Raw genomic sequence first — 22,938 nt, 5'->3', positions numbered from 1 at the left:
TTCCTAGGCGTGCGAGATTTGGGCTGGTGCAGCCTGCCGGGTCGTGCGCCGGCAGGCTTTCGGGACAGGTCGTGCCCGAAGGGTGCGTGCTTACTGGGTCAGACCGGCACTTTTCATCGCGGCGGTCAGCCCCTCGGCCGAGGACTTGACGGTCTGCTCGAAGGTGGCCGCATCCTGATAAGCAACCGAGAACCCGCGCGAGGACATCAGCGAGATGAACTCGGGATCCTCCGTGATGTCCTTCAGGGCCGCTTCGACCTTGCTCACGACCTCGTCCGGGATACCCTTGGGTCCGGCGACGGCGCGGAAGGGCAGCGGCGACCAGTCGGTGCCGAAGATCTCGGAGGTGGTCGGTAGATCCGGATAGAGAGAGCTGCGCTCGGAGGAGATCAGGGCAACGGTCTTGGCCTCGCCCGCATCTACCAGAGACTGCGCCTCGGCTGGCGAGGTCGAGACCACGTCGATGGCGCCCGAAGCAAGCTGCTGCAACGCCGGTGCCGACCCGTCCGACGCGACCCAGTTCACCTGATCCGCCGGGATCCCCAGCTTGTCCAGCAGGCCGACCCAGGCCAGATGTGACAACCCGCCCCGGTTTGCGCCGGATGCCGCGATCGACATCGGGTCCTCTTCCATGGCACCGATCAGACCCTTCGCATCACCATAAGGTGCATCGGCCGCGATGTTGATGCCAATGGGATCCGCGTTGAAGCGGCCGATATAGGTGAAATCGTCAGGCGTGACCCCCGAGAGACCTTGCGCCGCATACATGGTGCTCTCGATCGTGATGATGCCAAGCGTGTAGCCATCCGCTTTGGCATTGGCGATGGCCGAATGGCCCACCAGCCCGCCACCACCGGTACGGTTTACCACGTTGAAGGGCTGCCCAAAGGCCTCCTCCAGCTCAGACGCCACGGCGCGGGCCGTTGCATCGGTACCGCCGCCTGCGGACCATGGCACGATCAGCGTCACTGCCTTCTCTGGCCAGTCGGCCATGGCAGCCCCTGCAGTAGCGACCAGGGCAAGGCCCGTGGCGCAGAAGACCCGGCGACCGGTCTTGATGACATCTTTAAGCATGGTTTCCTCCCGTTAACTCCGGTGAGCGCCTCTCCCGAGCAGACTCACAGTTGACATATGACTTATGTCATGAGTATCGTAGTCAATATTGGAGCGACGCGTCAACCGCTCTTGTCGAAATTCCCTCGGCTCATCCAAACTGGCCGCAAAACAAGGACAATCGGACATGAGCTTGACTCCACCGCCCAACGGCAATCGCGAACGTCTCCACGTGACAGTGCAGGCGACCCTGGAAGAACGCATCCTCGGAGGAGATCTGAAGGTAGGCGACAAACTGGCGTCCGAAAGTCGGATCGCACAGGAGTTCGGCGTCTCCACCCGCTCGGTCCGAGAAGCCATTCAGGCGCTGGAGACGAAGGGTCTTGTCCAGCGACGCCACGGCGGCAACACGACTGTCGTGAGGCGGGACGTAAACGAATTCATCGGGTCTCTGGCCGTCACGGTACGCCAACAGCTGGCAGGTGATCCCGCCTACCTGCGCGAGCTGATACAGGCCCGACAGATGATCGAGACCGAGGTGATCGACCTGCTCGTCGCAAGCGAGACACCGGTGAATGCAGATGTTGAGACGGCGCTCGCCGGGATGCGCACCGCGCGCGACGAGGGCGATTTCGACGGGTTCGTCAATGCTGACGCCGCCTTTCACCTGGCCTTGGTGCGCTGCTCGGGAAATCGCATCCTGGCCATCATGTACGAGAATTTTGCCAACCTGATCAGCGACATGATCCAGGTGTCCAGCCGTGTACCCACCAAATCGCTGGACGAGGCCTATACGGAGCACGAGGAGATCTTCGCCCGCATTCGCGACCATAACGGGCCGGGCGCCAAGGATCTCATGCGCGACCAGATCGCACGATCCGGAGAATATCTTCGCATCGCTATTGAGAAAGAAATGGAGGACAAAAATGTTTGATTATAGCTATAGTCAGGACGAAGAGAGCGCCATCGAACGCCTGAAGAAATGGTATTCGGGCGATGTTCATGACAGTATGGAAGCGCTTGGACTTTGGGGTTTTCTGGAAGGCATCTCGCTTTTCGGAACGCTGGCACCGGGTGCCGTGGTGGTGGGTCCTGCCGTTACCGTTCTCTTCGAACCCTCGGATCGCAAGGGTGAACCGCAGGACGTCTACCACAACGCCATCGACAACGCTCCGGCAGGGTCGGTCATGGTGGTGGATGCCGCCTGCGCCGACGGAAGTTGCTCGGGTGAGCTGATGAGCACAGGCGCCAAGACGGCCGGCCTAGCGGCCACGGTGGTCAACTCGACCGTGCGTGACATCGCCCAAGTACGAGAGCTTGGCTACCCTCTGTTCGGCACGCACCCCAGCCCAGTCGGGATAACTGGCAAGAAAGAACCGAAGAAAAGCCAGGTACCCGTCACATTCGGCAAAACGACGGTGAAGCCGGGCGACATCATTTTCGGTGACATCGACGGCGTCGTTGCTATTCCACGCGAACACCTGATCGCTGTCGCGGATCAGGCCGACCACCTCGGCGCTGACGAAGCTAGCGCGCGTGATCGCATCCTTGACGGAGAGAAGCTTCAGGCGGTTTGGCCGGTGTGATCCAGTCTTCTACCGGACGTCCCGCGCCAACGATTTGGCCGGACTCCGGCAAAGACCATGTCGTTTTCTGCGATACAGACCTTGTGGCGAGGCACTGCCCCGCCACTTGCAGATTCAGATCCGATTTCCCGACACTCAGCCGTAAGCGGTCGCTGGACAGCACGGTCATCGGCGCAGCGAATATCCACGATGGCGCAGCGCGCAGCGGTTGCATGGAGACGCCTTTCGGCGCGATCCCAGTGGCGGGCCCCGATGCCGCAAACGCCGCAATCTGCTGGCGGCCGGAGACGGCGCAACCTCAGGGTAGCCTGTCGGGCCGGGTCACAGCAACCGCCTTTCAGGGCGGTTTCACCGATGTAACGGTCGCGGAAAGCGGAGAGACCCTGCGACTGCAACTGCCGGGCACCGCCCAGCCTGAGGTGGGCCAGGTGCTGAGCTTTGGCCTGAGGCGATCGCAGAAGCCGCGCTGCGGCCCAATCTTCAGACCGTCTCGGAGAAAAATCAGGATCAGCTCGACCTTCAGGCCCTGCATCGGGTTCGGGCACGACTGGTTTCGCGGCGCACCGCCACCATCAACCAGATCCGGGCCTTTCTGATCGAACAGGGTATCAACGTCAGGTCGGGGCTGCGGGCGCTGAAGAATTCCTTCGAGACGATCCTCGACCAGCGAAGGGATGAGATATCGTCTCGAATGCACGGCATTCTGATCGGGCTCTATGGCGACCGGCTCTGGCTGGACAAACGGATTGAGGATGTCTCTGGCGAGATCGAAGAGATTAGGGACATTATTGGAGCACCGGCCTCTGCGCCATAAATACGACGCGATCCAACATGCGGCTGACAGTCCGCAGGCTGGGTGTGTGACCAGCAGCGGCCATCCTGCGCTGGATGGCTTCCAAAGTAGCGTCGATCGCGGGTCGCGGGAGGCTCCGCTTTGCGCCCTGCTCTTCGACAAAGACCTGCAGCTGCGATCCTGTCAGGTCCGGCATATCAAGTACAATGCAGCGGCTGAGCAGCGGTGCGGGCAACCCCCACCTGCTGTTGGCCGTCATGACCCAGTTCGCCCAGGACATGTCGGCACGGATTTGATAGTAGGGACATTCCCAGGTTTCGGCTGTCATCCGCTCCAGAAGCGGTAGCAAGGCATCGGTCAGAGTGTGACGGGATCCCTCAGTCGATTGGACATTCCCGGATTTCTCCACTTCGTCGATGATCACAATGGGCCCTGCATGCCTCTCGCGCAGAGCGGTCAGCATCAGCTTGCCAGGGGCCGCGCTGCCCCAGCCACGTTGCGCGCCGACCAGGGAGAAGGCCGCTGGCTCACCCGTGGCATCAATGGACGTTGTGGGCACCTCGAGATGATGCGCAAGGCGGCGCGCCCAGAAGCTCTTCCCGATCCCTGGAGAGCCGACCAGGAGCAGCGGGTCGAACCGCAGGCCGGGCAGCCCATTGCGGGCGGAAGCTCTCAGGCCATGCCAGACCGCTTCCGTCGCCGGGGCCATCCAAGGCATCTCTGCGTGAAGCGCCGCCGCGATCTCGTCCGCCTCATGTTCGGTCACGATCCGGGCAACCGGCAGACCGCCGCGCAACGGCGTCAATAATGCCTGGTCACGCTGAGGCAGATGCTGAGTCCCTGTCGAGTTGTGCAGGCGCTCAAGATACCGCATGGCCCGACGCTTGATCCTGATGGTATCGACGTCGGTGATTAGATCATATCTGCTCTGCGCTCCTCCCGCGCTCATTCTGTCAGGTTCACTCTGGTTCAGCTCCATTCGGATCTCGCGGAGCTTCTGTGTGAGCCGTTCGGCCAGATCAGACAGGCGCGGGATCTTGTCGATGAATTTGATTGTGCTGAACGGGATCGTGGTGGTCGCACGGGTCATGGCTTAGTCCTTTCAATACGCCGGACCAACGCCGCGGCGGTGCTCTCGGGCCGGCCAGGCCTGAAAGACGGGGGATGAAAGGTTCCGGAACCTTGGTGCCACTCAGTGAAAGGAAATGGATCTGCCTGTCAAATCGGCGCAAAAGAGGCCGGTACGGGCGAAGTCTTTTACCGGCCAACACAAGGCTTAAAGGTCTGAAATCAATAGATAAAATCAGATTTTTGTCGCTGCTTGGGCTTCGTCATGCGCAGACTTCTGCTTGCTTTTGCGCAGACATTCCCTTTCGTTGGCAAGTCATTGATTTAATTGGTGACCCCGACTGGATTCGAACCAGTAACCTGCCCCTTAGGAGGGGGCTGCTCTATCCAGTTGAGCCACGGGGCCTGAACCGAGATCGGCCAGCAATCCTCTCTTAACGGGTGAAAATCGACTTGTCATCGGTCGAATGCCAGCCTCGGTCGGTCGAAGGTTAGCTAAATTGGCAATCACTTCTCAGGCGTGACCTGCTTAGAGTTTAAGCTGTCTTTAAAACGTCCATGTCATCCCTGCTTACAAAGACAAGGGTTCGGCGCTTCTCTCGCCGGGTCTTTCATGCACACGCGTGGCCGTGCTCCGGCCGACTATGTCCAAGAGGTTTGATGATATGAAGGCACTAGCGGGATCTGGCGGATCGGTGCAGGCAAAGGGATCAGGCTTCAGGATACTTGGCAACACGAAATTGGCGATCAAACTGCCGCTTTTGGTGACAGTTGTCAGCCTGACCCTAGGGATCATCCTGACCTTCACTGCGTATCAAGACGCCAAGACGATCATGGAAGAGCAACTGCAAAGCAACTTTGAGCTGACGATTGAAACACGTCGAAGCGGCGTTGAAAATCTGCTTCACACTGTTGATCAGTCTCTTCTGACACAGGCCGAAAACCCGGTCGTGGTCGCCGCTTTGAACAGCTTCAAATTGTCTTGGGCGGCCTTGAGGGAAAATCAGACCAGCCTGCTTCAGTTGACCTATATCGAGAACAATCCTTTTCCGGCAGGCGAACGCGAAAAGCTAGAGACTGCAGGCGACAACAGCCAATACGACAAGGTTCACAGCAAGTATCACCCCTATTTCATGCGGTTTATGACGGCCCTCGGCCTGAAGGATATCTTCCTAGTCGACTTGGAGGGTAACGTCCTCTACGGCACAACCAAAGAGGTCGACTTCGCTACAAACCTTGAGAATGGGCCCTGGCGCGATACGGATCTGGCAAACGCCTATCGTGCAGCGATCAACAGCAGCCCCGGCACGCTGTCCTTCCGGGATTTCGCGGCCTACCCACCCAGTCACGATGACCCCGCCAGCTTCATCTCAACGCCGATCGTCGGTCGTGATAATGAGCCCATCGGTGCCTTGATCTTCCAGATGTCGGTGAGCAATATTTCCAACGTGATGAACGCCCCGTCCGGCTTGGGCAAAACGGGCGAGGCCGTTTTGCTCGGCACGGATATGCGACTGCGCAGCACGCCAAGGATGGAAGATGGCCCCGATCTTCTAAGCGTTATCCCTAATGCAGAGCCGATCAAGGCTGCTCTTGACGAGAATCGGAAAAGTTTTTTCGAAATGCTGGGGTTGAGTGGAAATATGGTGCACACGATCATCGCACCGCTGACTTATAATGGTGCATCATGGGCTGTCCTGATTGAACAGGATTCCGACGAGGTATTGCGCCCGATCAAAGATCTTCGCCAAGCACTGATGATGCAGGTCGGTGGTCTTGTCCTAATGATCAGTCTGATCGGTCTCTTGGTCGGCCGTTCGATCGCGCGGCCGTTCGTTATAATCGGGGACTCAATCCGCGGCGTCGCAGATGGCGACCTCACGAGCCCGATTCCCATGACCGAGCGCCGCGAAGATGTCGGCAATCTGGCACGAAACCTTGAAAATCTTCGCGGCAAACTCGCGCTCGCCAAGGATCAGCAACGCCTGCAGGAGCATCAGACGGAACAACAGCGAGAAGTGGTTGAGCACCTGAGCAGCGCGATTGCGATGCTTGCGGATGGCAACCTGACCAACCCGATCAACACAGAATTTGCGGCCGAGTATGAAAGTCTGCGCCGTGGCTTCAATGCTGCCCTGCAAAAACTGAATGAAACTATTTCAGAGCTGGTCGGAGCCGCGCGGGAGATCGACAGCAATGCGCATGATGTCGAAACCGCGTCCAACGACCTGAGCCAAAGGGCGATTGAACAGGCGGCCAACCTTGAACAAACGGCTGCGGCCATCACCCAACTGTCAGCCTCGGTGAAGATGACGGCGGAATCCGCGACCGAGGCCGATAATGTGATGCGCAGGGCCAAGGAAAACGCCAAGACCAGCGGAGCGGTGGTCACACAAGCGATGGGAGCCATGGACAAGATCGCATCGTCCTCCAAAAAAATCTCTCAGGTCACGTCGGTTATTGAAGACTTGGCATTTCAGACCAACCTTCTGGCGCTGAACGCAGGGGTCGAGGCCGCGCGCGCAGGCGAGGCTGGTCGGGGGTTTGCCGTCGTTGCTTCCGAAGTTCGTGCTCTCGCACAACGCAGTTCCGACGCTGCAAAGGAGATCAACACGCTGATCCAAGAATCTGCGGAAAATGTCACAGGCGGCGTCGAAATGGTTGACCGCGCCGGCAAGTCTTTCGAAAGTCTGATCGGTGAATTCGACAAGGTATCTGTCTCAATCTCCTCCATCGCAACAGCTGCACGCGAACAGTCCGTCGGTCTGGACGAGATAAACACTGCCGTCGATCAGCTCGACGGTGTCACACAAAAGAACGCTGCGGTTGCCTCACAAGTACATGGCACTGGCCGCGTAATGGTCACGGAAGCCGCCAAACTGAACAGAATTTCCCAGTCATTTCACTGTGACACCTCCATTGTAAGACGGACTGTTCAATCCAGCGCCTCTCCCGCAGTAACTGCCAAAGCAAGTGCGGTGGTGAACAGCGCTCCTGCCGCGAGTCCACGATCGGCGGCTGGTGACGACTGGAACGAATTTTGACCGCACGACCAAAGATACAAGTGAAAGAACCAGGACCGAGAGATCTGTCTGAGTGTCTTGTCCGAAGTTACTAGGGTTGATTGAGGAGCAGATCACACCTCTTGGTGCGCCTGTAGGCAATGGCAACTTGAAGAGGAGGCACGGCGCGGGATAGCATCGTGAAAAATCAGCAGGAATTGCCCCTTGTCAAAACCGCCAATCCGCCCCCTGACCCTGCGCGACGTATCAGAAGCATCGGGCGTTTCGGAGATGACGGTCAGCCGTGTGTTGCGCAACCGCGGAGATGTCTCCGAAGCGACGCGTCAAAAAGTCCTCCTAGCCGCCAAACGCATGGGTTACGTACCCAACAAGATCGCAGGGGCGCTGGCCAGCCAGCGTGTGAATCTGGTCGCAGTCATCATCCCATCCATGTCGAATATGGTCTTTCCAGAGGTAATGACCGGCATTTCGCGCGTTCTGGAAACCTCTCCGCTGCAACCCGTGGTTGGAATTACCGACTACCAACCGGAAAAAGAAGAGAAGGTCCTCTATGAGATGCTGTCATGGCGGCCCTCTGGCGTGATCATTGCCGGGCTTGAGCATTCAGATGCCTCACGCGCAATGCTCAAAGCCTCTGGTATCCCAGTGGTTGAGATCATGGACACGGATGGCACTCCAATCGACGCTGCGGTCGGAATTTCACACAGGCGCGCAGGGCGCGAAATGGGTAAATCCATTTTGCGCGCGGGATATCGCAAGATTGGCTTCCTCGGCACGAGACTGGGTGCTGACCATCGGGCCCGAAAACGCTTTGAAGGTTTTACCGAAGCCTTGGCAAAGGGCGGCGTCGAGATAGCGGATACCGAATTCTACACACGTGGATCCGCTTTGGGCAAAGGACGCGAGATGACGCAGCAGATCCTCGCCCGCAGCCCAGAACTCGATTGTCTTTATTATTCCAATGACATCGTCGGCGCTGGTGGGCTGCTTTGGATGATGGAGCAAGGTTATGATATCCCCGGAAGCATCGGGCTGGCCGGCTTCAACGATGTCGAATTATTGCAAGGTTTGCCGCGTAAATTGGCGACCATGGATTCTTGCCGATCTGAGATCGGACGTCAGGCCGCTGAAATCATTCTCGAACGTGTCGAAGCCCCCGACACCCCACCGCGCGGAAAGGTTGAGTTGACCCCCCGGATCAATTTTGGCGATACTCTGCGGATGGGCTGAATACGGTGGTGCCCCCTCTTGCACGGCCCTTGCTGGAAAACACGCATGCCCGACGGCTGTTTCTGCATCGTCACGAACTCGGCACGCACCCAAAGGGCCACGGCAGAGGGGAGGATCTTCTTGATCTGATCCGCCGTCTGGGTTTCATCCAGGTGGATTCCGTCAATACCTTGGCACGGGCGCATGACATGATCCTGTTTGCGCGCCGCCCTGCCTACAGGCCCAGTCATCTTGCGCCCTTGATCGAGCGTGATCGCCACCTTTTCGAACATTGGACCCACGACGCCGCGATCATTCCCATCGATTTCCTGCCCTATATCCGCCTGCGGTTCGTCCGAGATGCCGCGCGGATGCAGGCGCGCTGGCCACGCTGGCAAGGAGAGGCCTTCCTCGCCGAACTTCAGCAGGTGCGCGCTCATGTGACCGAAAGAGGGGATGTTTGTTCAGCGGATTTAAAGTCAGCGGAGGCGGAAAAGTCGACTGGCTGGTGGGACTGGCATCCCTCAAAAGCTGCGCTGGAGTATCTCTGGCGCAGCGGCGAAATGGCGATTTCGCGTCGCCAGAATTTCCGCAAGTATTACAATCTGGTTGAGCGGGTCCATGGCCACCCGGAAATCTTGCCTGACGAGACTTGCCTGAACTGGTTGAACAGTGCTGCGTTGGAGCGCCTCGGCTTCGCCACCAGCGGCGAAATCGCTGCCTTTTGGGACATCGCCACCCCCACCGAGGCTAGGCAATGGTGCCAGAGCGAATCTGCGGCAGGGAGGCTGGAAGAGATTGACGTGGAAAACGCTGATGGCAGTATCCGCCGTGCTTTCGCTCGCCCCTGCGTAGCGCAAGAGGCCGCTACCCTGTCGGAAGTACCCGCGAGATTGCGCGTATTGAGCCCCTTTGACCCGGCACTTCGCGACCGCAACCGGGCAGAGCGGCTGTTCGGATTTCGCTATAGAATCGAGATTTTCGTGCCCGAGTCCAAGCGCGAATATGGCTATTACGTCTTTCCCCTGTTGGAGCGTGACCGGTTGGTCGGGCGTATCGACATGAAGGCGGATCGTGCGGCAGGAGTGCTGAACATTACCCGCCTCTGGCCAGAGCGCGGCGTCGCGTTTGGCGCAGGGCGACGGCAAAGACTTGAGGCTGAGCTGGACCGGGTCGCGCGCTTTGCCGGGGTCGAGCGCGTAGCCTTCGGCCCAGATTGGCTGGCCGAGCCGAAGTAACGCGTGGCCAGTCGCCAGGCCACGCGCAAAGTACTTTAATGTGCGGCAGCTACGGCACGACCGGTCATCACCTTGCACAGATGCGCGCGATATTCGGCTGTTCCGTGCAAATCGGTGATCATGGCGTTGGACGGGACCGCGAGGGCTGCGAGCGCATCTGCAGAAAAGTTCGCTGTCAGCGCCTCCTCCGCTTCCGCCCAGCGGAAAACGCCTTCTTCAGAGGCGCCCGTGATCGCGACACGCACACCGTCGGCATATTTCGTCACGAAAACGCCAGTCAGGGCAAAGCGCGAGGCTGGTTGTTCAAACTTTTGATAGCTTGCAACCTCGGGGATCGGGAATTTGACGGAGGTGATGATCTCGCCCTCCTCCAGATCGGTGGTGAACATGCCCTGAAAGAAGTCATCCACCGCGATTTCGCGCGAATTGGTCACGATGGTCGCGCCCGAAGCCAGCGCCGCCGCTGGGTAACAGGCGGCAGGGTCGTTGTTGGCAAGGCTGCCGCCAATGGTGCCACGGTTGCGCACGGCAGGGTCACCGATCTGCGCCGCCAAAGCCGCGAGCGCAGGATAGGCGCCCGCCTCTGCCGCGACGGTTGCGTGGTTGGTCACGCCGCCGATCGTCAGTACGCCATCGGCGCTGGAGATGCCTTTGAGCGCCTCGATCCCGAGCAGGCTGACCAGCGTACCCGGAGCATTCAGGCGTTGTTTCATCGACGGAATGAGGGTCTGGCCACCGGACAGCGGCTGCGCCTCATCATCTTGAAGTGCGGCAACCGCCTCTTCCACCGTCGAGGGTTTGACGAAGTCGAAATTATACATGGGTCTTCTCCCTAAGTAGGGGACGGGCTTTATTTCGGCCCGCCACCCTGACGGTTCAGTGGTTCATCGCGGCCCAGACTTTGGCCGGTGTGACCGGCATGTCAATATGCGCGACCGGTTTCCCGGCCCTGTGCATCGCATCCAGCACCGCATTGATCACGGCGGGGGGCGATCCGATGGCACCGGCCTCTCCGCACCCTTTGACACCCAGCGGATTGTGCGTGCAAGGGGTCTGGCAGGAATGATCCACCGTAATCATCGGCACATCCGAGGCGCGCGGCATGGCGTAGTCCATATAGCTGGCCGACAGAAGCTGGCCGTCGCTGTCATAGCTGCAGTTTTCCAGCAGCGCCTGACCGATGCCCTGGGCGACACCGCCCTGCACCTGACCCTCAACGATCATCGGGTTGATAATGTTGCCGAAATCGTCCGCTGCCGTGAACCGTTCTATGGTCACTTTGCCTGTATCGGGGTCAATCTCGACTTCGCAGATGTAGCAGCCGGACGGATAGGTGAAGTTCGACGGGTCGTAAAACGCCGTCTCCTCCAGACCCGGCTCCAAGTCCTTGAGCGGGTAGTTGTGCGGCACATAGGCGGCCAGCGTGACATCGCCCCAGTTCAGCGATTTGTCGGTGCCCGCGACAGAAAACTTGCCATCCTTCAGCTCAATATCGGCGTCAGAGGCCTCAAGAATATGGGCGGCGATCTTCTTTGCCTTGGCTATGATCTTTTCCGTCGCGCGCACCATGGCCGAGCCGCCAACGGCGATGGAGCGGGAGCCATAGGTGCCCATGCCCATCGGCGTATTGGCGGTGTCGCCATGCACGATCTCGACCTGATCCGGTTCGATCCCGATCATCTGGGCAATCACCTGCGGAAAGGACGTCTCGTGCCCTTGTCCGTGGCTGTGGCTGCCGGTCATCACCACGATCCCCCCGGTCGCATTGACGCGCACGGTCGCGGATTCGTACAATCCCGCTCGCGCGCCCAGCTGGCCGACGAGGTTGGAGGGCGCGATCCCGCAGGCCTCGATGTAGTGCGCAAGGCCGATGCCGCGCAGCTTGCCGTTGGCTTTGCTCTCCGCAAGCCGAGTGGCGAAACCGGCGTAGTCAGACAGCTCCAGGCCCTTGTCGAGCGTCGCCTCGTAATCGCCGGTGTCGTATTCGACGGCGACAGGGGTGGCATAGGGGAACTGGTCCTTGCGGATGAAGTTCTGGCGACGCAGCTCTGCCGGGTCGACGCCCAGTTCACGCGCGGCCATGTCGACGACACGCTCCAGCTGGAAGGTCGCCTCGGGTCGCCCTGCCCCGCGATAGGCGTCGACGGGAACGGTGTTGGTGAAGACCGCCTTGACGTTCACGTAGATCAGCGGCGTGCGATAGTTTCCCGCCATCAGCGTACCGTGCAGCCATGTCGGGACCGAGGGCGCGAAGGTCGACAGGTAAGCGCCCATGTTGGCGTAGGTGTCCGTTCGCAGGGCAGTGAAGTTGTTGTCGGCGTCCAGCGCCAACTGGATCTTGGTGACGTGATCGCGGCCATGGGCGTCGGACATGAAGGCTTCGGACCGGGTCGAGGTCCATTTCACCGGCAATTTCAGCTGCTTGGCAGCGAAGGTACAAAAGGCTTCCTCGGCGTAGTGAAAGATCTTGGTGCCGAAGCCGCCGCCGACATCGGGGGCAATGACGCGCAGTTTATGCTCTGGAATACCCAGCACGAAGGCGCCCATCAGCAGGCGGATGACATGCGGGTTCTGCGAGGTGGTGTAGAGCGTCGAGCTGTCGTCATGGGCGGCGTAATCGCCAATGGCAACGCGCGGCTCCATCGGGTTGGCGACGAGGCGGTTGTTGACCAGCTCCAGCGTGGTGACATGAGCGGCGACATCAAACGCGGCATCGACGGCGGCCTTGTTCTCCTCAACAAAGCCCCAGTCGTAGCAGAGATTGGACGTCAGCTCTTCATGCACCTTTGGCGCGTCTGCCTGCACAGCGGCCTTCATGTCGATGACGGCGGGCAGCTCGTCATAGTCCAGCACGATCGCCTCAGCCGCGTCGCGCGCCTGATCGAGGGTTTCGGCCACAACGGCGGCGACGATTTCGCCGACGTGGCGGATCTTGCCCTCGGCCATGATCGGGTGCTTCGGCTCCTGCATGGGTTGGCCATGGCGGTCGGTGATCAGCCAGCCGCAGGGGATGCCGCCGACGCCGTCGAAATCCCTCGCGGTGAAAATACGTAGCACGCCGGGCATATCTTTGGCTGCGCTTGTGTCGATCCCGTTCAGCGTGGCATGGGCGACATCCGAGCGCAGGAAGTGCACATAGGCCTGTCCGCGCAGGTTGATGTCATCGGTGTACCGGCCCTTGCCGGTGAGAAAGCGAATGTCTTCGCGCCGCTTGGTGCTGGCGCCGATACCGTCTTTGGGCATGGTCTGTCCTCCCTGGTGATGCTGCGGCGGTTACTCTGCGGCGACGGCTGTCACATGCTGGCCAGAGGCCGCCATGATCGCCTTGACGATGTTGTGATAGCCGGTGCAGCGGCAGATATTGCCCTCAAGATGGCGGCGCACTTCGGCCTCGCTTGGGCGGGGATTCTTCGCCAGCAGGGAGGCCGCAGCCATCACCATGCCGGGGGTGCAAAAGCCGCATTGCAGGCCGTGGTAGTCCTGAAATGCCTGTTGCAGCACCGAAAGCGAGCCATCAGCGTTGGCCATGCCTTCAATCGTCGCGACCTCGGCACCCTCAGCCTCAACCGCAAACATGGTACAGCTTTTCACCTGCTGGCCGTTGACGTGGACCGTACAGGCGCCGCATTGGCTGGTGTCACAGCCGGTATGGGTGCCCGTCAGCCCCTGCCCGTCGCGCAGGAAGGTCACAAGCAGCGTGCGCCCCTCCACCTCGCCCGAGACCTGGCGGCAATTGACCGTCATCTGAACTTTCATGGTTTTCTCCTCCCTCACTTATCGTGTCACGGAGTCGCGCGACTCCACGCCGTCCCGTTTGCAGGCTAGGCGCGCGTGGGGGCCTGCATCTATGCGACCAAGGTCGCGCACCGACCCGTGCCATGGGACGAAGGCCCTATTCCCAAAGCAATGCTTCGCGCGATAGGCTGGGTGCGGGGCCACGCCGGGATGCGGCAAGGCCCATTTGCGGCTTGGGAGGGTCTGTCATGGAAGATATCCGCATGGCCTCGGCCCTTGTGGTCGACGATCATCCACTGTTTTGCGATGCGCTGGCGATCACGCTGACCAGTGTGGCGGGCATTCGCGACATCCGCACCGCAGCCACCCTGCAGGGCGCGCTTGACGATCTTGCCCGCAACGGCACACCAGATGTTGTGGTGCTGGACCTGAACCTTCCAGATGTGCGTGGCCTCGACGGTCTGGTGCGACTGCGCAATGTCGCCCGCGTGCCGGTGGTCGTCGTCTCCTCGATGGCGGAGGATCGGCTAATCTCCTCCGCGCTCGCGGCGGGCGCGGCGGGCTATATCCCCAAACACAGTCAGCGCGAGGTGTTCCGGGCCGCCTTCGACAGTCTGCGGCGCGGGCAGCGCTTTGTCCCCGAGGGCTACCTCGGTTCGGACGAGGATGACGGCCTGAGCCGCGATGACACTCTGGCCCGGATCGCCACGCTGACCAACCAGCAGGCCCGCATTCTGGATCTGATTACCAACGGGATGCTGAACAAGCAGATCGCTTTTGAGCTGTCGATCGCGGAGACCACGGTCAAGGCGCATGTCACGGCGATCATGCGCAAACTTGGCGTGCACAGTCGGACGCAGGCCGCCCTGCTCGCCAGCGAGGCCAGTTTCTCAAGTGTCTTGCGTCGCGAGGGCTAACGCCGCAAGCTGTGCGCATGGGTGGAGGAGAGCCCGATGCAGATGCAGGCAGAGACCGTCATCGGGGAGGTGACGCAGAGGCCCATCGTCAGATCAGCCTCACTGCGCGCGGATCATCCCGACGCGGGCGCGCAGCTTGCGCGGATCTTGCGGACCGATGATCTGGACACCGTGATCCTGTTCGCCTCGCCCCGCGCCAATATTCCTGCGCTGGTGGCCGATGCACAGCGCAGCATGGGACGGGCACGTGTGGTCGGCTGTACCACCGCAGGCGAAATCAACGCACATGGCTATACTGAGGGCGAGATCGTCGCCATTGGCCTGCCCCGGGCCCAGTTTCGCAGCCGTGCCGTGTTGCTGGAAAACCTGGGGGATGGCCCCAACGCCGATCTGGTGCCCCGCTTGCTGGCCGCGCGCAACGAACTGATCAGCGAGGCCCCCGGCTGGGATCACGAATTCGCCTTTCTGATGGTCGACGGCATGTCCCTGCGCGAAGACGTTCTGGTGACCCAGGTCGCCACCGCCCTCGGCCCGATCCCTCTGTTCGGAGGGTCCGCAGGCGACATGAACCGGTTTTCCCGCACGCAGGTCTTTGCCGCCGGGCGCGCGCTGCAAAAGGCGGCCGTGCTGCTGCTGGTGCGCACCCGCTGCCCAATACGGGTGTTCCGCACCGATCACTTCGCGCCGCTTGACCGGCGCATGGTCGTCACCCGGGCCGACCCCGAGGCCCGGATTGTCAGCGAAATCAACGGCGCCCCTGCTGGCCCGGAGTATGCACGTATCCTCGGCAAGGATCCCGCCCAGCTCGACACCTTCACCTTCGCCTCGCATCCCGTGGTGGTGAAGGTCGGCGGCCAGCATCATGTGCGCGCCATTCAGCGGGTCGCTCCTTCGGGAGATCTGCACTTCTTCTCGGCCATCGGTGAAGGGCTGGTGCTGACGCTGGCGGGATCCGAGGACATGCCGACGCATCTTGAGCGCGAGCTGAGCGCGCTCGCCAGCGACATCACGCCTGATATCATTCTGGGCTGCGATTGCATCCTGCGCCGGCTTGAGGCTGAACAGAAGCAAGTGACGGGCGCGCTCTCGGCCATTCTTTCCCACCACCGGGTGCGCGGCTTTTCGACCTACGGCGAACAGCACGGCGCGATGCATGTGAACCAGACCCTGACAGGTGTCGCGATCTATCCCCCACCCGAGGGCACCGCATGAGCACGCGCGACCTGATCAATCCTGCCGATCCCCCCGCCCGTCAGGTCGAAAAACTGATGCGTATCGCCAGCGCGCTTATGGCCCGTGTCGAGCAGGACAATGACACCTCCAGCGCGGCCTACGCCCAGTTTCAGCGCGCCGCCCTGCTGGAGCAAGAAGTCCGCGCCCGCACACGAGAGCTTGAGACAGCGCTGGATCTGCTGAACCAGTCCAACGACCACCTCGCCCGCGCCAACCGCGAGACCGAGGCAGCACGCTCCAACCTCGCCAATGCGATCGAGGCGGTTGAGGAAGGTTTTGCCCTGTTCAGCCCCGACGAAACACTGATCCTGTGCAACACCCGCTTCGGGATGCATATGCCCGACCTCAGGCCAGACCTGTCGCCGGGGCTGAGCTTTACCGACTACGTCACACTGGTCAGCCGCAGTGCGCATCTGGCGCTGCCTGCCGATGAAACACCCGAAATCTGGCTGCAACGGCGCATGGCGCGCCATCACGAACCGCATGTGATGTTCAACGTCGGGCTGACCGGGCACCGCTGGTTGCAGGTCAGCGAACATCGCACTCCCGACGGTGGCATCGTGATCCTGCAAACCGACGTGACGGATATGATGCGGATCGAACGCCAGGAGCGCGCGCGCATGTTAGACGATCAGGCCCAGCTGGTGCGCGCAACTCTGGAACACCTTGATCAGGGAGTCTGCATTTTCGACAAGGCCGGGCGGCTGGTCGGCTGGAACCGCCGCGTGGGAGAGTTGCTGTCGTTCCCCATGCGCCTGTTCACCATGGGCATCCACGCCGAACGGCTGATCGACTGGATGTCCGCCCGCTTCAGCTACAGCGGCGGCAGCCATCCCGTGGACCTGCGCCAATGGATTGCGCAGCCGGCGCAACGCCCTCCCCTGCAATTCGAGGTGACGCGCGGCAGCACTCCGACACTGGCGGTCTTCGCGCAGGAAATGCCCGACAACGGCTTTGTCATCAGCTTTACCGACGTCACCGCTGAGCGTGCCGCCGTCCGTGCCATCAGCGGCGCCAATGAGCGTCTTGAGGCCCGCGTGCTGGAGCGCACTGTCGAACTGGAGGCCGCCCTGGCGGAGGCCGAGCGCGCCAATGCCTCGAAATCACGCTTTGTTGCCGCCGCCAGTCACGACCTGCTGCAACCGCTCTCGGCCGCCAAGCTGTTTCTGGCCTCAGTCGAGGATGGCGGCGCCAGTGCCGACACCGCCCCCGTTCTGGGCAAGGCCCGCCGTGCGCTGGAAAGCGTCGAGCATCTGATGGGCGCCTTGCTGGACATCTCAAAGCTCGATTCCGGGCGGGCCGAGGTGCATGTCACCGCGGTTTCCCTGCAGCGGCTGATGCAGCAACTTGGCGACGAAATGGCCCCCCTTGCCCGCCAGAAAGGCCTGCGCCTGCACATCGTGCCCAGCACCGCCACGGTGGCCAGCGACGCCACCTATCTCCGCCGCATTCTGCAAAACCTGCTGAGCAATGCGATCCGATATACCGACGGTGGCGCGGTGCTGCTCGGCGCGCGCCGCAGCGGCAACAACGTTCTGGTCGAGGTCCATGACACCGGCCCCGGCATCCCGCAGGATCAGCGCAAGGAGATTTTCCGGGAGTTTTCACGCCTCAATGCCACTGTCAGCTCATCCGACGGAATGGGTCTGGGTCTTGCGATTGTCGAACGCGCCTGCCTGCTGCTTGGTCACGCGCTGACCCTGGAGTCGGAGGTCGGGCGGGGCAGCACCTTCAGCGTTGAAGTGCCCGTGATCCGCTTTGGCAACCTCCCCCGCCCCTGAGCCGTCATGGCGGAGGCGCAGACCCTGGCTCGGTTTTCTGACGCTGCGTGTTGTCACTGGCAAGCCTGAGCGCAGGGGGCTGAACTGGCGTCACGGTTATTTTGGGCCGCGCCTTTTCGGCCCTTTCGGGTTCTGGCCATTGTTTTGGGGCGGTGTCGGGCAAAAGATCCTGCATCAACAGCCGCCGCACCTCAGGAGCCCATGCCGAAAACGAAAACTGCGCGCTCCATCTCTGACGAATTTCGCTCTGCGCCGCGTTGCGGTCGGCGCAAAAATGCTCTGTCAGGGCGACGATCCTCAACGCGTCTTCCTGGGGTGAGGCCGCGGCCAGATCGCTGAGCCCGGCGCACAGCGGATGACGCAGCAACAGATCTGCCGTGCCCGGAATGGCGCTCAGGGCAAGCGGCAGACCGGCTTCAAACGCCTCAAGCGCACCAATCGGCGTCCCCTCGTAAAGCGATGTCAGCAAATAGCAATCGGACGCCGCAAGAAGCGGGCGGACGTCGGCCACTTCGCCCAGAAGCTCAACCCGGGTCAACCCGCAGGCCCCAAGGACTTGCCGCGCCGTTTTGCGAAAGGCGGGGCTGTCCGTCCCCGCCCCGCAAATCGACAGACGGTAGTTCCCCGGCAGCTCGGCCAGAATGCGCAGGGCACGACGCAGGTTCTTTTGCCGCGCCACCCGCCCGGTCATGACCACCTTACGCACCGGACGCCCGAGACGAGAGATCGGTGCCCCCTGCGCAGGCCTCATCTCCTGCGGCATGGGATTGAGGTCCGAGCAATTTGGCAGAACATGGCAGACATGTCGCGCGCACCGCTCCGGTCCCACGGTCGCCAGATACTGGGCCTTTGCGGCATCTGACAAAAAGATCAGGTGCTGCAACGGTCCGCGGCGCAACGCCATCCGTTCGATCCGGCAGGCGAGCGCGGCGGCAAGGGGGGCGTGACCGGGACCAAAGGGCAAGCCATGAAAGGTCATGGCGACTGCAGGCTGGCTATGCCTACCAAGGTACCCGATGAGTATAAGCCAGCGCAGCAGCAGAACCCCCATGCGGGAATGCGCCCAGATCAGCGCTGGATCCTCACGAAACAGAATGCTCTTGAGGCGGTCTGCACTGCGCCACAAAGCGAGCGGCGACAGCCGGGTGCGCAACCCCGGGACATCGACATGGCGCGCGCCGCTCTCTGCCATGAAAGCATAGCCGCCACGGTCCCGCTCTGACAGGACGATCAGGTCAGCCACCCCGCTGCAGGCTCGCACGATATGGCGCAAGTGCCTGGGGACACCGGAAAAACCGCCATCGCCGCCAATCAGGACGACCCGGTGGCGGCGTGGAAAAGACGTATCAGATACGGCCAAGCAGCACCGCCCCCCAGAAACCGATATTGCCCTCGAGGTTCTGACGGAAGATTCCAGCGCGCCGCATCTCCTGAATACGACGCGGCCAGGGTGCCTGACGCGCAGAGACGAAGAGGCGCAGAATCTCCCTGTTTTCGGGGGTCAGAAAGTCCTCGCATCGCTCAAGGGCATTCAGTTGCGCCTGCACCCGAGCGGCGTAAAGCCCTCGCGCCACGCCAACCTTGCGCTTGGTCCAGTCCACAAAGGAGCCTTGTGCTCCAATCACGTTCCCTGCGTGCTGACGATAAAGTACGGAAGGTTCGCGATCCATCAGGCAGATTGCACCGGCACCGGTCAAAAGCTGATAGAGCCACCAGTCGTGCGAATAGATTCCTTCGGCCAGAGGCGCCGCCTGCCGCGCGATGCGCGCAGCGGCCCCGTTTAGCACCAGCGTATTGCCAAAGGCGACATTTTCCACCAGCGCATTGGCGAAACAGGCCCGCCCGCGTGGCATCCGCGACGCCCGCATCCGCCCTGGTCTCGGCCCCCAGTCGAACCGGCGACCATAGACAAAGGCAGGGATGCTCGAGGGCAGCCGGTTCAACATCTTGGCCGCGCGGCTCAGTCGTTTCGGCAACCAGATGTCATCCTGATCCGCCAGCGCCACCAGGCCTGGGACATCTGGAAGATCCGCCAGCATGGACAAATAGTTGGCAGCGAAACCCTGTTGCGGACCACGACGCGCCACGACATTGCACGGACCATCGCCCAGCGCCTCCGCGAAGCGTTCGATCAATGCGACGCTGCCATCGGAGGAGCCGTCATCGCTGGCCCAGAGCGTCCAGCTCTCGACACCACTGGCGAGCAGACTGGCAAGCTGCGGCTCCAGAAACTGCTCTCCGTTCCGGACCCCGATCAGTATCAGCATCGTGACCTCCCTCTCCGGGCTCTCACCCAACCGGCCGGGCCCGATCGAACGGCCAGTGTCGGGCACAATGCGCAATCCCGGCCTCCCCTCATGCCGCAACGGGCAAGAGCGGACGGAATCGGTGGTTCGGGCGTTCTTGACCACGTTCAATTCACTCATGTCCGCGGGCTCCGGTGCTAGGGGATTCTCGACTCGGATGATTAAATTGCACCCGTAAAGACTTCGTTCACCAGGACGCGCCTATCACCGTAAAAGAGATCCAGAACGGAAGTCGGCCAATGTACCTCAGACAGATTTCGCCCCAGAACGTGCAGCGCTTCTTTTATTACCTGCGTCGCGAAGGATGGCGCAGCACGCTCGGCCGGACGCGGTCATGGTTCAGACTGTCGCGCTCTGGCCATCGGGCGTCGATAGCCCCTGGCGTGACAGCGATCGGGCCACGGAGCCATTTCGATGCGACAAATGACATCCAGTCGTTCTGGGCAGAAAGTGCCCGGTTGGCGGCCTTCCAGATCGCCGCGCCGCCACTTTTGCATCAGAGGCGAAAGGTGGCGATGATCGGCGACCTCAACCTGCCACAATGCCGAAAATACCGGGTCGAACAGCTCGCCGAGGTCTTTGCCGAAACAGGCTGCGAATACGCCTATTCCCATTATGAAGATCTGCCACGCTGCATGGATATCATGCAGGATGCCACCCATCTGACACTCTATCGCCTGCGCAGCCACCGCGATGTGTCCCGCCATCTCTACGAGGCACGGCGCCTGCGCCTGCCGATCCTCTACGACATCGACGATCCGCTGTTTTCCGTTCCGGCCTATGCCACTTACGGCAATATGGACGCGCTTCCTGGCGAGTTCAAAACCCGCTTCATGGCCGAGGCACCCGCCTATGCAGATGTGATGAACATGGCCGACGTGATCTCGGTTTCGACACCCGCCTTGCAGGCACATGCACAGCAGTTCACCCAGCGCCCGGTCTTTTTGCGCCGGAACTTCGCCGACCGCTCTACATTGGATCAGCACCGACCCGAAAGCACCCAGACAGACAACAACGGATTTCGTCTGTGCTTTGCCAGCGGTTCGCACGGACATGAGGTTGATTTCGCGGTGATCGAGCAGGATGTTCTGCGGTTCTTGACGCGTGACCGCAGCCGAAAACTGGTGATCCTGGGCTATTTTGACAAGACTCGTCTTCCGGAAGACATCCGTGATCAGCTCGAGACTCATCCCTTCAGCACCTATGCAGACTACCTTGGCCGTCTGGCGTCTTGCGATGTCGCGATCATGCCTCTTGCTGATGACCTGTTTAATCGATGCAAGAGCGGAGTACGGGTGATCGACGCCAGTTCTGTCGGTGTCCCGAGCCTTGTCGGCAAGGTTTCAGACATGGCTGCACTGGTCAGAGATGGCATCACAGGCCGCGTATTGGGCGAAGGCGCAGACTGGACCATCGCACTGGAGGATCTTGCCCGCGATCCGAAACTGGCCCGCTCCATGGGGCAATCGGCCCGCAAATTGCTGGAGCAGCGCTGGAGCGCACGCATAGAACTGCCCATCATCGACCCAGACATGGTCAGATGGGTCACCGCATGAGCACCCCTCATCTGCTGGTCGCCAATATCTTCTTTGCGCCCTACACCTACGGAGGGGCGACCATCGTCGCTGAAGAGGTGGCACGCAGCCTCGCGGACAGACATGGATGGAATATCTCAGTCCTCTCGGCTGTCAGCCGGCAGGATCTGCCCCAATATGCCATCCGCAAGGTGCAATCCGGCCCCGTGGTCAATTACGTGATCAACCTGCCCCCCACCCGCCCCTATGCGCAGATGTATTCGAACCCGCAGGTCGGTGAAGCCACCAGCCGGCTGATCCAGTCTCTGGAGCCTGATATGGTGCACCTGCACTGCATACAGGAGCTCGGGACGGGCGTCCTGCATGCGGCGAGGCAGGCAAAACTGCCGGTCGTTGTCTCAGCGCATGATTTCTGGTGGATCTGCGAGCGGCAGTTCATGATCCGCCCCGATGGCCGCTATTGCGGTCAATCCCCGGTCGAGGTCAGCAAGTGCCGCTCATGTGTGATGGACATCACCCAGACAAGAACACGTTTCCTGCATCTTCAGGAAGACGCAGCCAACATTGACCTGATGACCTATCCGTCGGAGTTTGCCCGCGCCCTGTGTCATGACTCCGGCATCCGGCCGCGCGCACAGGCCGTCTGGCAAAATGGCGTAACCCTGCCCCTGCCCGGGTTTGCCGCTCGACAGGCTCGCAGGCGAAAACGGGATCCGCGTCTGGTCTTCGGCTACTGCGGCGGTCCGTCGGACCTGAAAGGCTGGCCACTGATCGAACGTGCCTTCGCGGATCTGAAGCGCAAGGACTTCCGCGTCCTGCTGGCAGATGGCAGCATGGACGGCAGCTGGTGGCACACCACCGATCTTGCAGCTCTGCCGGGCGACTGGTCCGTGCATCCGCGTTACAGTCAGGCCAGCATGGATGACTTCTGGAGCGAGATCGACGTGTTGCTGTTTCCCTCCCAATGGAAAGAGACCTTTGGCCTTACCATTCGCGAAGCCCTGGCGCGTGGGGTGCGTGTGATCCAGACAGACAGCGGCGGCACATCCGAGCATCTGGGGCCAGACCGGGATCGCATGCTGGGCATCGGCGACGGTCACACCATGCTCAGAAGCGAGATACTCCATGCCCTGAACCGGCCAGACCCTTTTGCCGCACCGATCGAGGTTATGGATTTCAACGCACAGGCGGATGCTTTCGTGGCGCTGACAGAGCCGCTCATGAACCGCAACCTTGCTGAGCCGGACTCCCAGATCGTATCACTGGCCAAAACCAAGAACAGCACGGCAGCGACGACGCTAAAGCGCGCCTGAATGCTCAAGTGACAGCCGCGGCAGTTCTGGGTTTCAGTCGGTCCGACGCATGGCGGAAGACCAACTTCACGCAGGCCATGGCGACCTCTTAATCCTTCGATGTTTATGGAGTTCAGTTAATAAAAGCTGTCGGGCAGCAGCAGCAGTG

The 22,938-nt window shown here is 61.1% G+C and carries 17 protein-coding genes, 1 tRNA gene and 2 pseudogenes; 12 read left to right on the top strand and 8 right to left on the bottom strand.

The window, feature by feature from the left end:
• Nucleotides 1–90: 90 nt before the first annotated feature.
• The gene (locus F3W81_RS16775; RefSeq protein ID WP_193080407.1) at nt 91–1,074 is read right to left on the bottom strand and encodes a Bug family tripartite tricarboxylate transporter substrate binding protein; all 984 of its coding nucleotides are present in this window, start codon (nt 1,072–1,074) and stop codon (nt 91–93) included.
• Nucleotides 1,075–1,240: 166 nt separating this feature from the next.
• On the opposite strand from F3W81_RS16775, the gene F3W81_RS16770 reads away from it, so the two are divergent.
• The 4 genes and pseudogenes from F3W81_RS16770 to F3W81_RS21170 all read left to right on the top strand — a co-directional run.
• The gene (locus tag F3W81_RS16770) at nt 1,241–1,987 is read left to right on the top strand and encodes a FadR/GntR family transcriptional regulator (RefSeq protein WP_193080405.1); all 747 of its coding nucleotides are present in this window, start codon (nt 1,241–1,243) and stop codon (nt 1,985–1,987) included.
• Nucleotides 1,980–2,639, top strand: coding sequence for an RraA family protein (locus F3W81_RS16765; RefSeq protein WP_193080403.1), 660 nt, complete (start codon nt 1,980–1,982; stop codon nt 2,637–2,639). Before F3W81_RS16770 ends, F3W81_RS16765 begins: the two co-directional genes overlap by 8 nt.
• A 212-nt stretch (nt 2,640–2,851) precedes the next feature.
• Nucleotides 2,852–3,028 (top strand): annotated as a pseudogene (locus F3W81_RS21175) (hypothetical protein); the annotation flags it as partial.
• A 56-nt stretch (nt 3,029–3,084) separates the two neighbouring features.
• Nucleotides 3,085–3,417, top strand: a pseudogene (locus F3W81_RS21170) (IS110 family transposase); the annotation flags it as partial.
• 7 nt (nt 3,418–3,424) lie between these two features.
• Here F3W81_RS21170 and F3W81_RS16755 read toward each other — a convergent pair.
• Both F3W81_RS16755 and F3W81_RS16750 read right to left on the bottom strand, forming a co-directional pair.
• Nucleotides 3,425–4,522 carry an AAA family ATPase gene (locus F3W81_RS16755; RefSeq protein WP_193080401.1) on the bottom strand — a complete coding sequence of 366 codons (1,098 nt, stop codon included), beginning with the start codon at nt 4,520–4,522 and terminating at the stop codon, nt 3,425–3,427.
• A gap of 307 nt (nt 4,523–4,829) precedes the next feature.
• Nucleotides 4,830–4,906: transfer RNA gene (locus tag F3W81_RS16750), tRNA-Arg, on the bottom strand.
• 259 nt (nt 4,907–5,165) lie between these two features.
• On the opposite strand from F3W81_RS16750, the gene F3W81_RS16745 reads away from it, so the two are divergent.
• The 3 genes from F3W81_RS16745 to F3W81_RS16735 all read left to right on the top strand — a co-directional run bounded on the left by F3W81_RS16745 (nt 5,166) and on the right by F3W81_RS16735 (nt 9,970).
• Nucleotides 5,166–7,544, top strand: a complete 2,379-nt coding sequence (locus tag F3W81_RS16745) for a methyl-accepting chemotaxis protein (RefSeq protein ID WP_193080400.1) — start codon at nt 5,166–5,168, stop codon at nt 7,542–7,544.
• 249 nt (nt 7,545–7,793) lie between these two features.
• Entirely contained in the window at nt 7,794–8,753 is a 960-nt protein-coding gene (locus F3W81_RS16740; RefSeq protein WP_264298921.1) for a LacI family DNA-binding transcriptional regulator, read from the top strand.
• An 8-nt stretch (nt 8,754–8,761) separates the two neighbouring features.
• Complete coding sequence (locus F3W81_RS16735; RefSeq protein ID WP_193080396.1) at nt 8,762–9,970, top strand: winged helix-turn-helix domain-containing protein; 1,209 nt, start codon at nt 8,762–8,764, stop codon at nt 9,968–9,970.
• A gap of 35 nt (nt 9,971–10,005) precedes the next feature.
• Here the strand turns inward: F3W81_RS16735 and F3W81_RS16730 are convergent, their stop codons facing one another.
• The 3 genes from F3W81_RS16730 to F3W81_RS16720 are packed head-to-tail and all read right to left on the bottom strand — an operon-like array spanning nt 10,006 to nt 13,726.
• Nucleotides 10,006–10,791 (bottom strand): FAD binding domain-containing protein, encoded by a 786-nt coding sequence (locus F3W81_RS16730; protein ID WP_193080394.1) that lies wholly within the window; start codon nt 10,789–10,791, stop codon nt 10,006–10,008.
• Nucleotides 10,792–10,846: 55 nt separating this feature from the next.
• Nucleotides 10,847–13,213 (bottom strand): xanthine dehydrogenase family protein molybdopterin-binding subunit, encoded by a 2,367-nt coding sequence (locus F3W81_RS16725; RefSeq protein WP_193080393.1) that lies wholly within the window; start codon nt 13,211–13,213, stop codon nt 10,847–10,849.
• A 30-nt stretch (nt 13,214–13,243) separates the two neighbouring features.
• The gene (locus tag F3W81_RS16720) at nt 13,244–13,726 is read right to left on the bottom strand and encodes a (2Fe-2S)-binding protein (protein ID WP_193080391.1); all 483 of its coding nucleotides are present in this window, start codon (nt 13,724–13,726) and stop codon (nt 13,244–13,246) included.
• Nucleotides 13,727–13,953: 227 nt separating this feature from the next.
• On the opposite strand from F3W81_RS16720, the gene F3W81_RS16715 reads away from it, so the two are divergent.
• Genes F3W81_RS16715 through F3W81_RS16705 form a run of 3 tightly spaced genes read left to right on the top strand, consistent with a single transcriptional unit; the run spans nt 13,954 to nt 17,636 of the window.
• Nucleotides 13,954–14,622, top strand: coding sequence for a response regulator transcription factor (locus F3W81_RS16715; protein ID WP_193080390.1), 669 nt, complete (start codon nt 13,954–13,956; stop codon nt 14,620–14,622).
• Nucleotides 14,623–14,658: 36 nt separating this feature from the next.
• Nucleotides 14,659–15,834 (top strand): FIST N-terminal domain-containing protein, encoded by a 1,176-nt coding sequence (locus F3W81_RS16710; RefSeq protein ID WP_193080388.1) that lies wholly within the window; start codon nt 14,659–14,661, stop codon nt 15,832–15,834.
• Nucleotides 15,831–17,636, top strand: coding sequence for a sensor histidine kinase (locus tag F3W81_RS16705; RefSeq protein ID WP_193080386.1), 1,806 nt, complete (start codon nt 15,831–15,833; stop codon nt 17,634–17,636). The genes F3W81_RS16710 and F3W81_RS16705 overlap by 4 nt, the downstream gene beginning before the upstream one ends.
• Before the next feature lie 4 nt (nt 17,637–17,640).
• Here the strand turns inward: F3W81_RS16705 and F3W81_RS16700 are convergent, their stop codons facing one another.
• Both F3W81_RS16700 and F3W81_RS16695 read right to left on the bottom strand, forming a co-directional pair.
• Complete coding sequence (locus F3W81_RS16700) at nt 17,641–18,879, bottom strand: glycosyltransferase (protein WP_193080384.1); 1,239 nt, start codon at nt 18,877–18,879, stop codon at nt 17,641–17,643.
• A 103-nt stretch (nt 18,880–18,982) separates the two neighbouring features.
• Entirely contained in the window at nt 18,983–19,903 is a 921-nt protein-coding gene (locus F3W81_RS16695) for a glycosyltransferase (protein WP_193080382.1), read from the bottom strand.
• A gap of 278 nt (nt 19,904–20,181) precedes the next feature.
• On the opposite strand from F3W81_RS16695, the gene F3W81_RS16690 reads away from it, so the two are divergent.
• Nucleotides 20,182–21,498: a glycosyltransferase family protein gene (locus F3W81_RS16690; RefSeq protein WP_193080380.1), complete on the top strand. Its 1,317-nt coding sequence runs from the start codon at nt 20,182–20,184 to the stop codon at nt 21,496–21,498.
• Nucleotides 21,495–22,790 (top strand): glycosyltransferase, encoded by a 1,296-nt coding sequence (locus F3W81_RS16685; RefSeq protein WP_193080378.1) that lies wholly within the window; start codon nt 21,495–21,497, stop codon nt 22,788–22,790. Before F3W81_RS16690 ends, F3W81_RS16685 begins: the two co-directional genes overlap by 4 nt.
• Nucleotides 22,791–22,938 lie beyond the last annotated feature (148 nt).

Source organism: Pseudooceanicola spongiae (genome assembly GCF_014899185.1).
In the GTDB taxonomy this organism is placed as follows: Bacteria; Pseudomonadota; Alphaproteobacteria; order Rhodobacterales; family Rhodobacteraceae; genus Pseudooceanicola; species Pseudooceanicola spongiae.
Note: the sequence above shows the minus strand (reverse complement) of the source record. Positions and strands in the feature narration are given on the sequence as shown.

Bases quoted from the DNA above. Each gene is read 5' to 3' on its own strand.
- F3W81_RS16685 (WP_193080378.1), top strand. From the start codon at position 21,495: ATGAGCACCCCTCATCTGCTGGTCGCCAATATCTTCTTTGCGCCCTAC.
- F3W81_RS16730 (WP_193080394.1), bottom strand. From the start codon at position 10,791: ATGTATAATTTCGACTTCGTCAAACCCTCGACGGTGGAAGAGGCGGTT.
- F3W81_RS16775 (WP_193080407.1), bottom strand. From the start codon at position 1,074: ATGCTTAAAGATGTCATCAAGACCGGTCGCCGGGTCTTCTGCGCCACG.
- F3W81_RS16765 (WP_193080403.1), top strand. From the start codon at position 1,980: ATGTTTGATTATAGCTATAGTCAGGACGAAGAGAGCGCCATCGAACGC.
- F3W81_RS16745 (WP_193080400.1), top strand. From the start codon at position 5,166: ATGAAGGCACTAGCGGGATCTGGCGGATCGGTGCAGGCAAAGGGATCA.
- F3W81_RS16720 (WP_193080391.1), bottom strand. From the start codon at position 13,726: ATGAAAGTTCAGATGACGGTCAATTGCCGCCAGGTCTCGGGCGAGGTG.
- F3W81_RS16740 (WP_264298921.1), top strand. From the start codon at position 7,794: ATGACGGTCAGCCGTGTGTTGCGCAACCGCGGAGATGTCTCCGAAGCG.
- F3W81_RS16770 (WP_193080405.1), top strand. From the start codon at position 1,241: ATGAGCTTGACTCCACCGCCCAACGGCAATCGCGAACGTCTCCACGTG.
- F3W81_RS16755 (WP_193080401.1), bottom strand. From the start codon at position 4,522: ATGACCCGTGCGACCACCACGATCCCGTTCAGCACAATCAAATTCATC.
- F3W81_RS16710 (WP_193080388.1), top strand. From the start codon at position 14,659: ATGCAGATGCAGGCAGAGACCGTCATCGGGGAGGTGACGCAGAGGCCC.
- F3W81_RS16705 (WP_193080386.1), top strand. From the start codon at position 15,831: ATGAGCACGCGCGACCTGATCAATCCTGCCGATCCCCCCGCCCGTCAG.
- F3W81_RS16695 (WP_193080382.1), bottom strand. From the start codon at position 19,903: ATGCTGATACTGATCGGGGTCCGGAACGGAGAGCAGTTTCTGGAGCCG.
- F3W81_RS16715 (WP_193080390.1), top strand. From the start codon at position 13,954: ATGGAAGATATCCGCATGGCCTCGGCCCTTGTGGTCGACGATCATCCA.
- F3W81_RS16725 (WP_193080393.1), bottom strand. From the start codon at position 13,213: ATGCCCAAAGACGGTATCGGCGCCAGCACCAAGCGGCGCGAAGACATT.
- F3W81_RS16690 (WP_193080380.1), top strand. From the start codon at position 20,182: ATGTACCTCAGACAGATTTCGCCCCAGAACGTGCAGCGCTTCTTTTAT.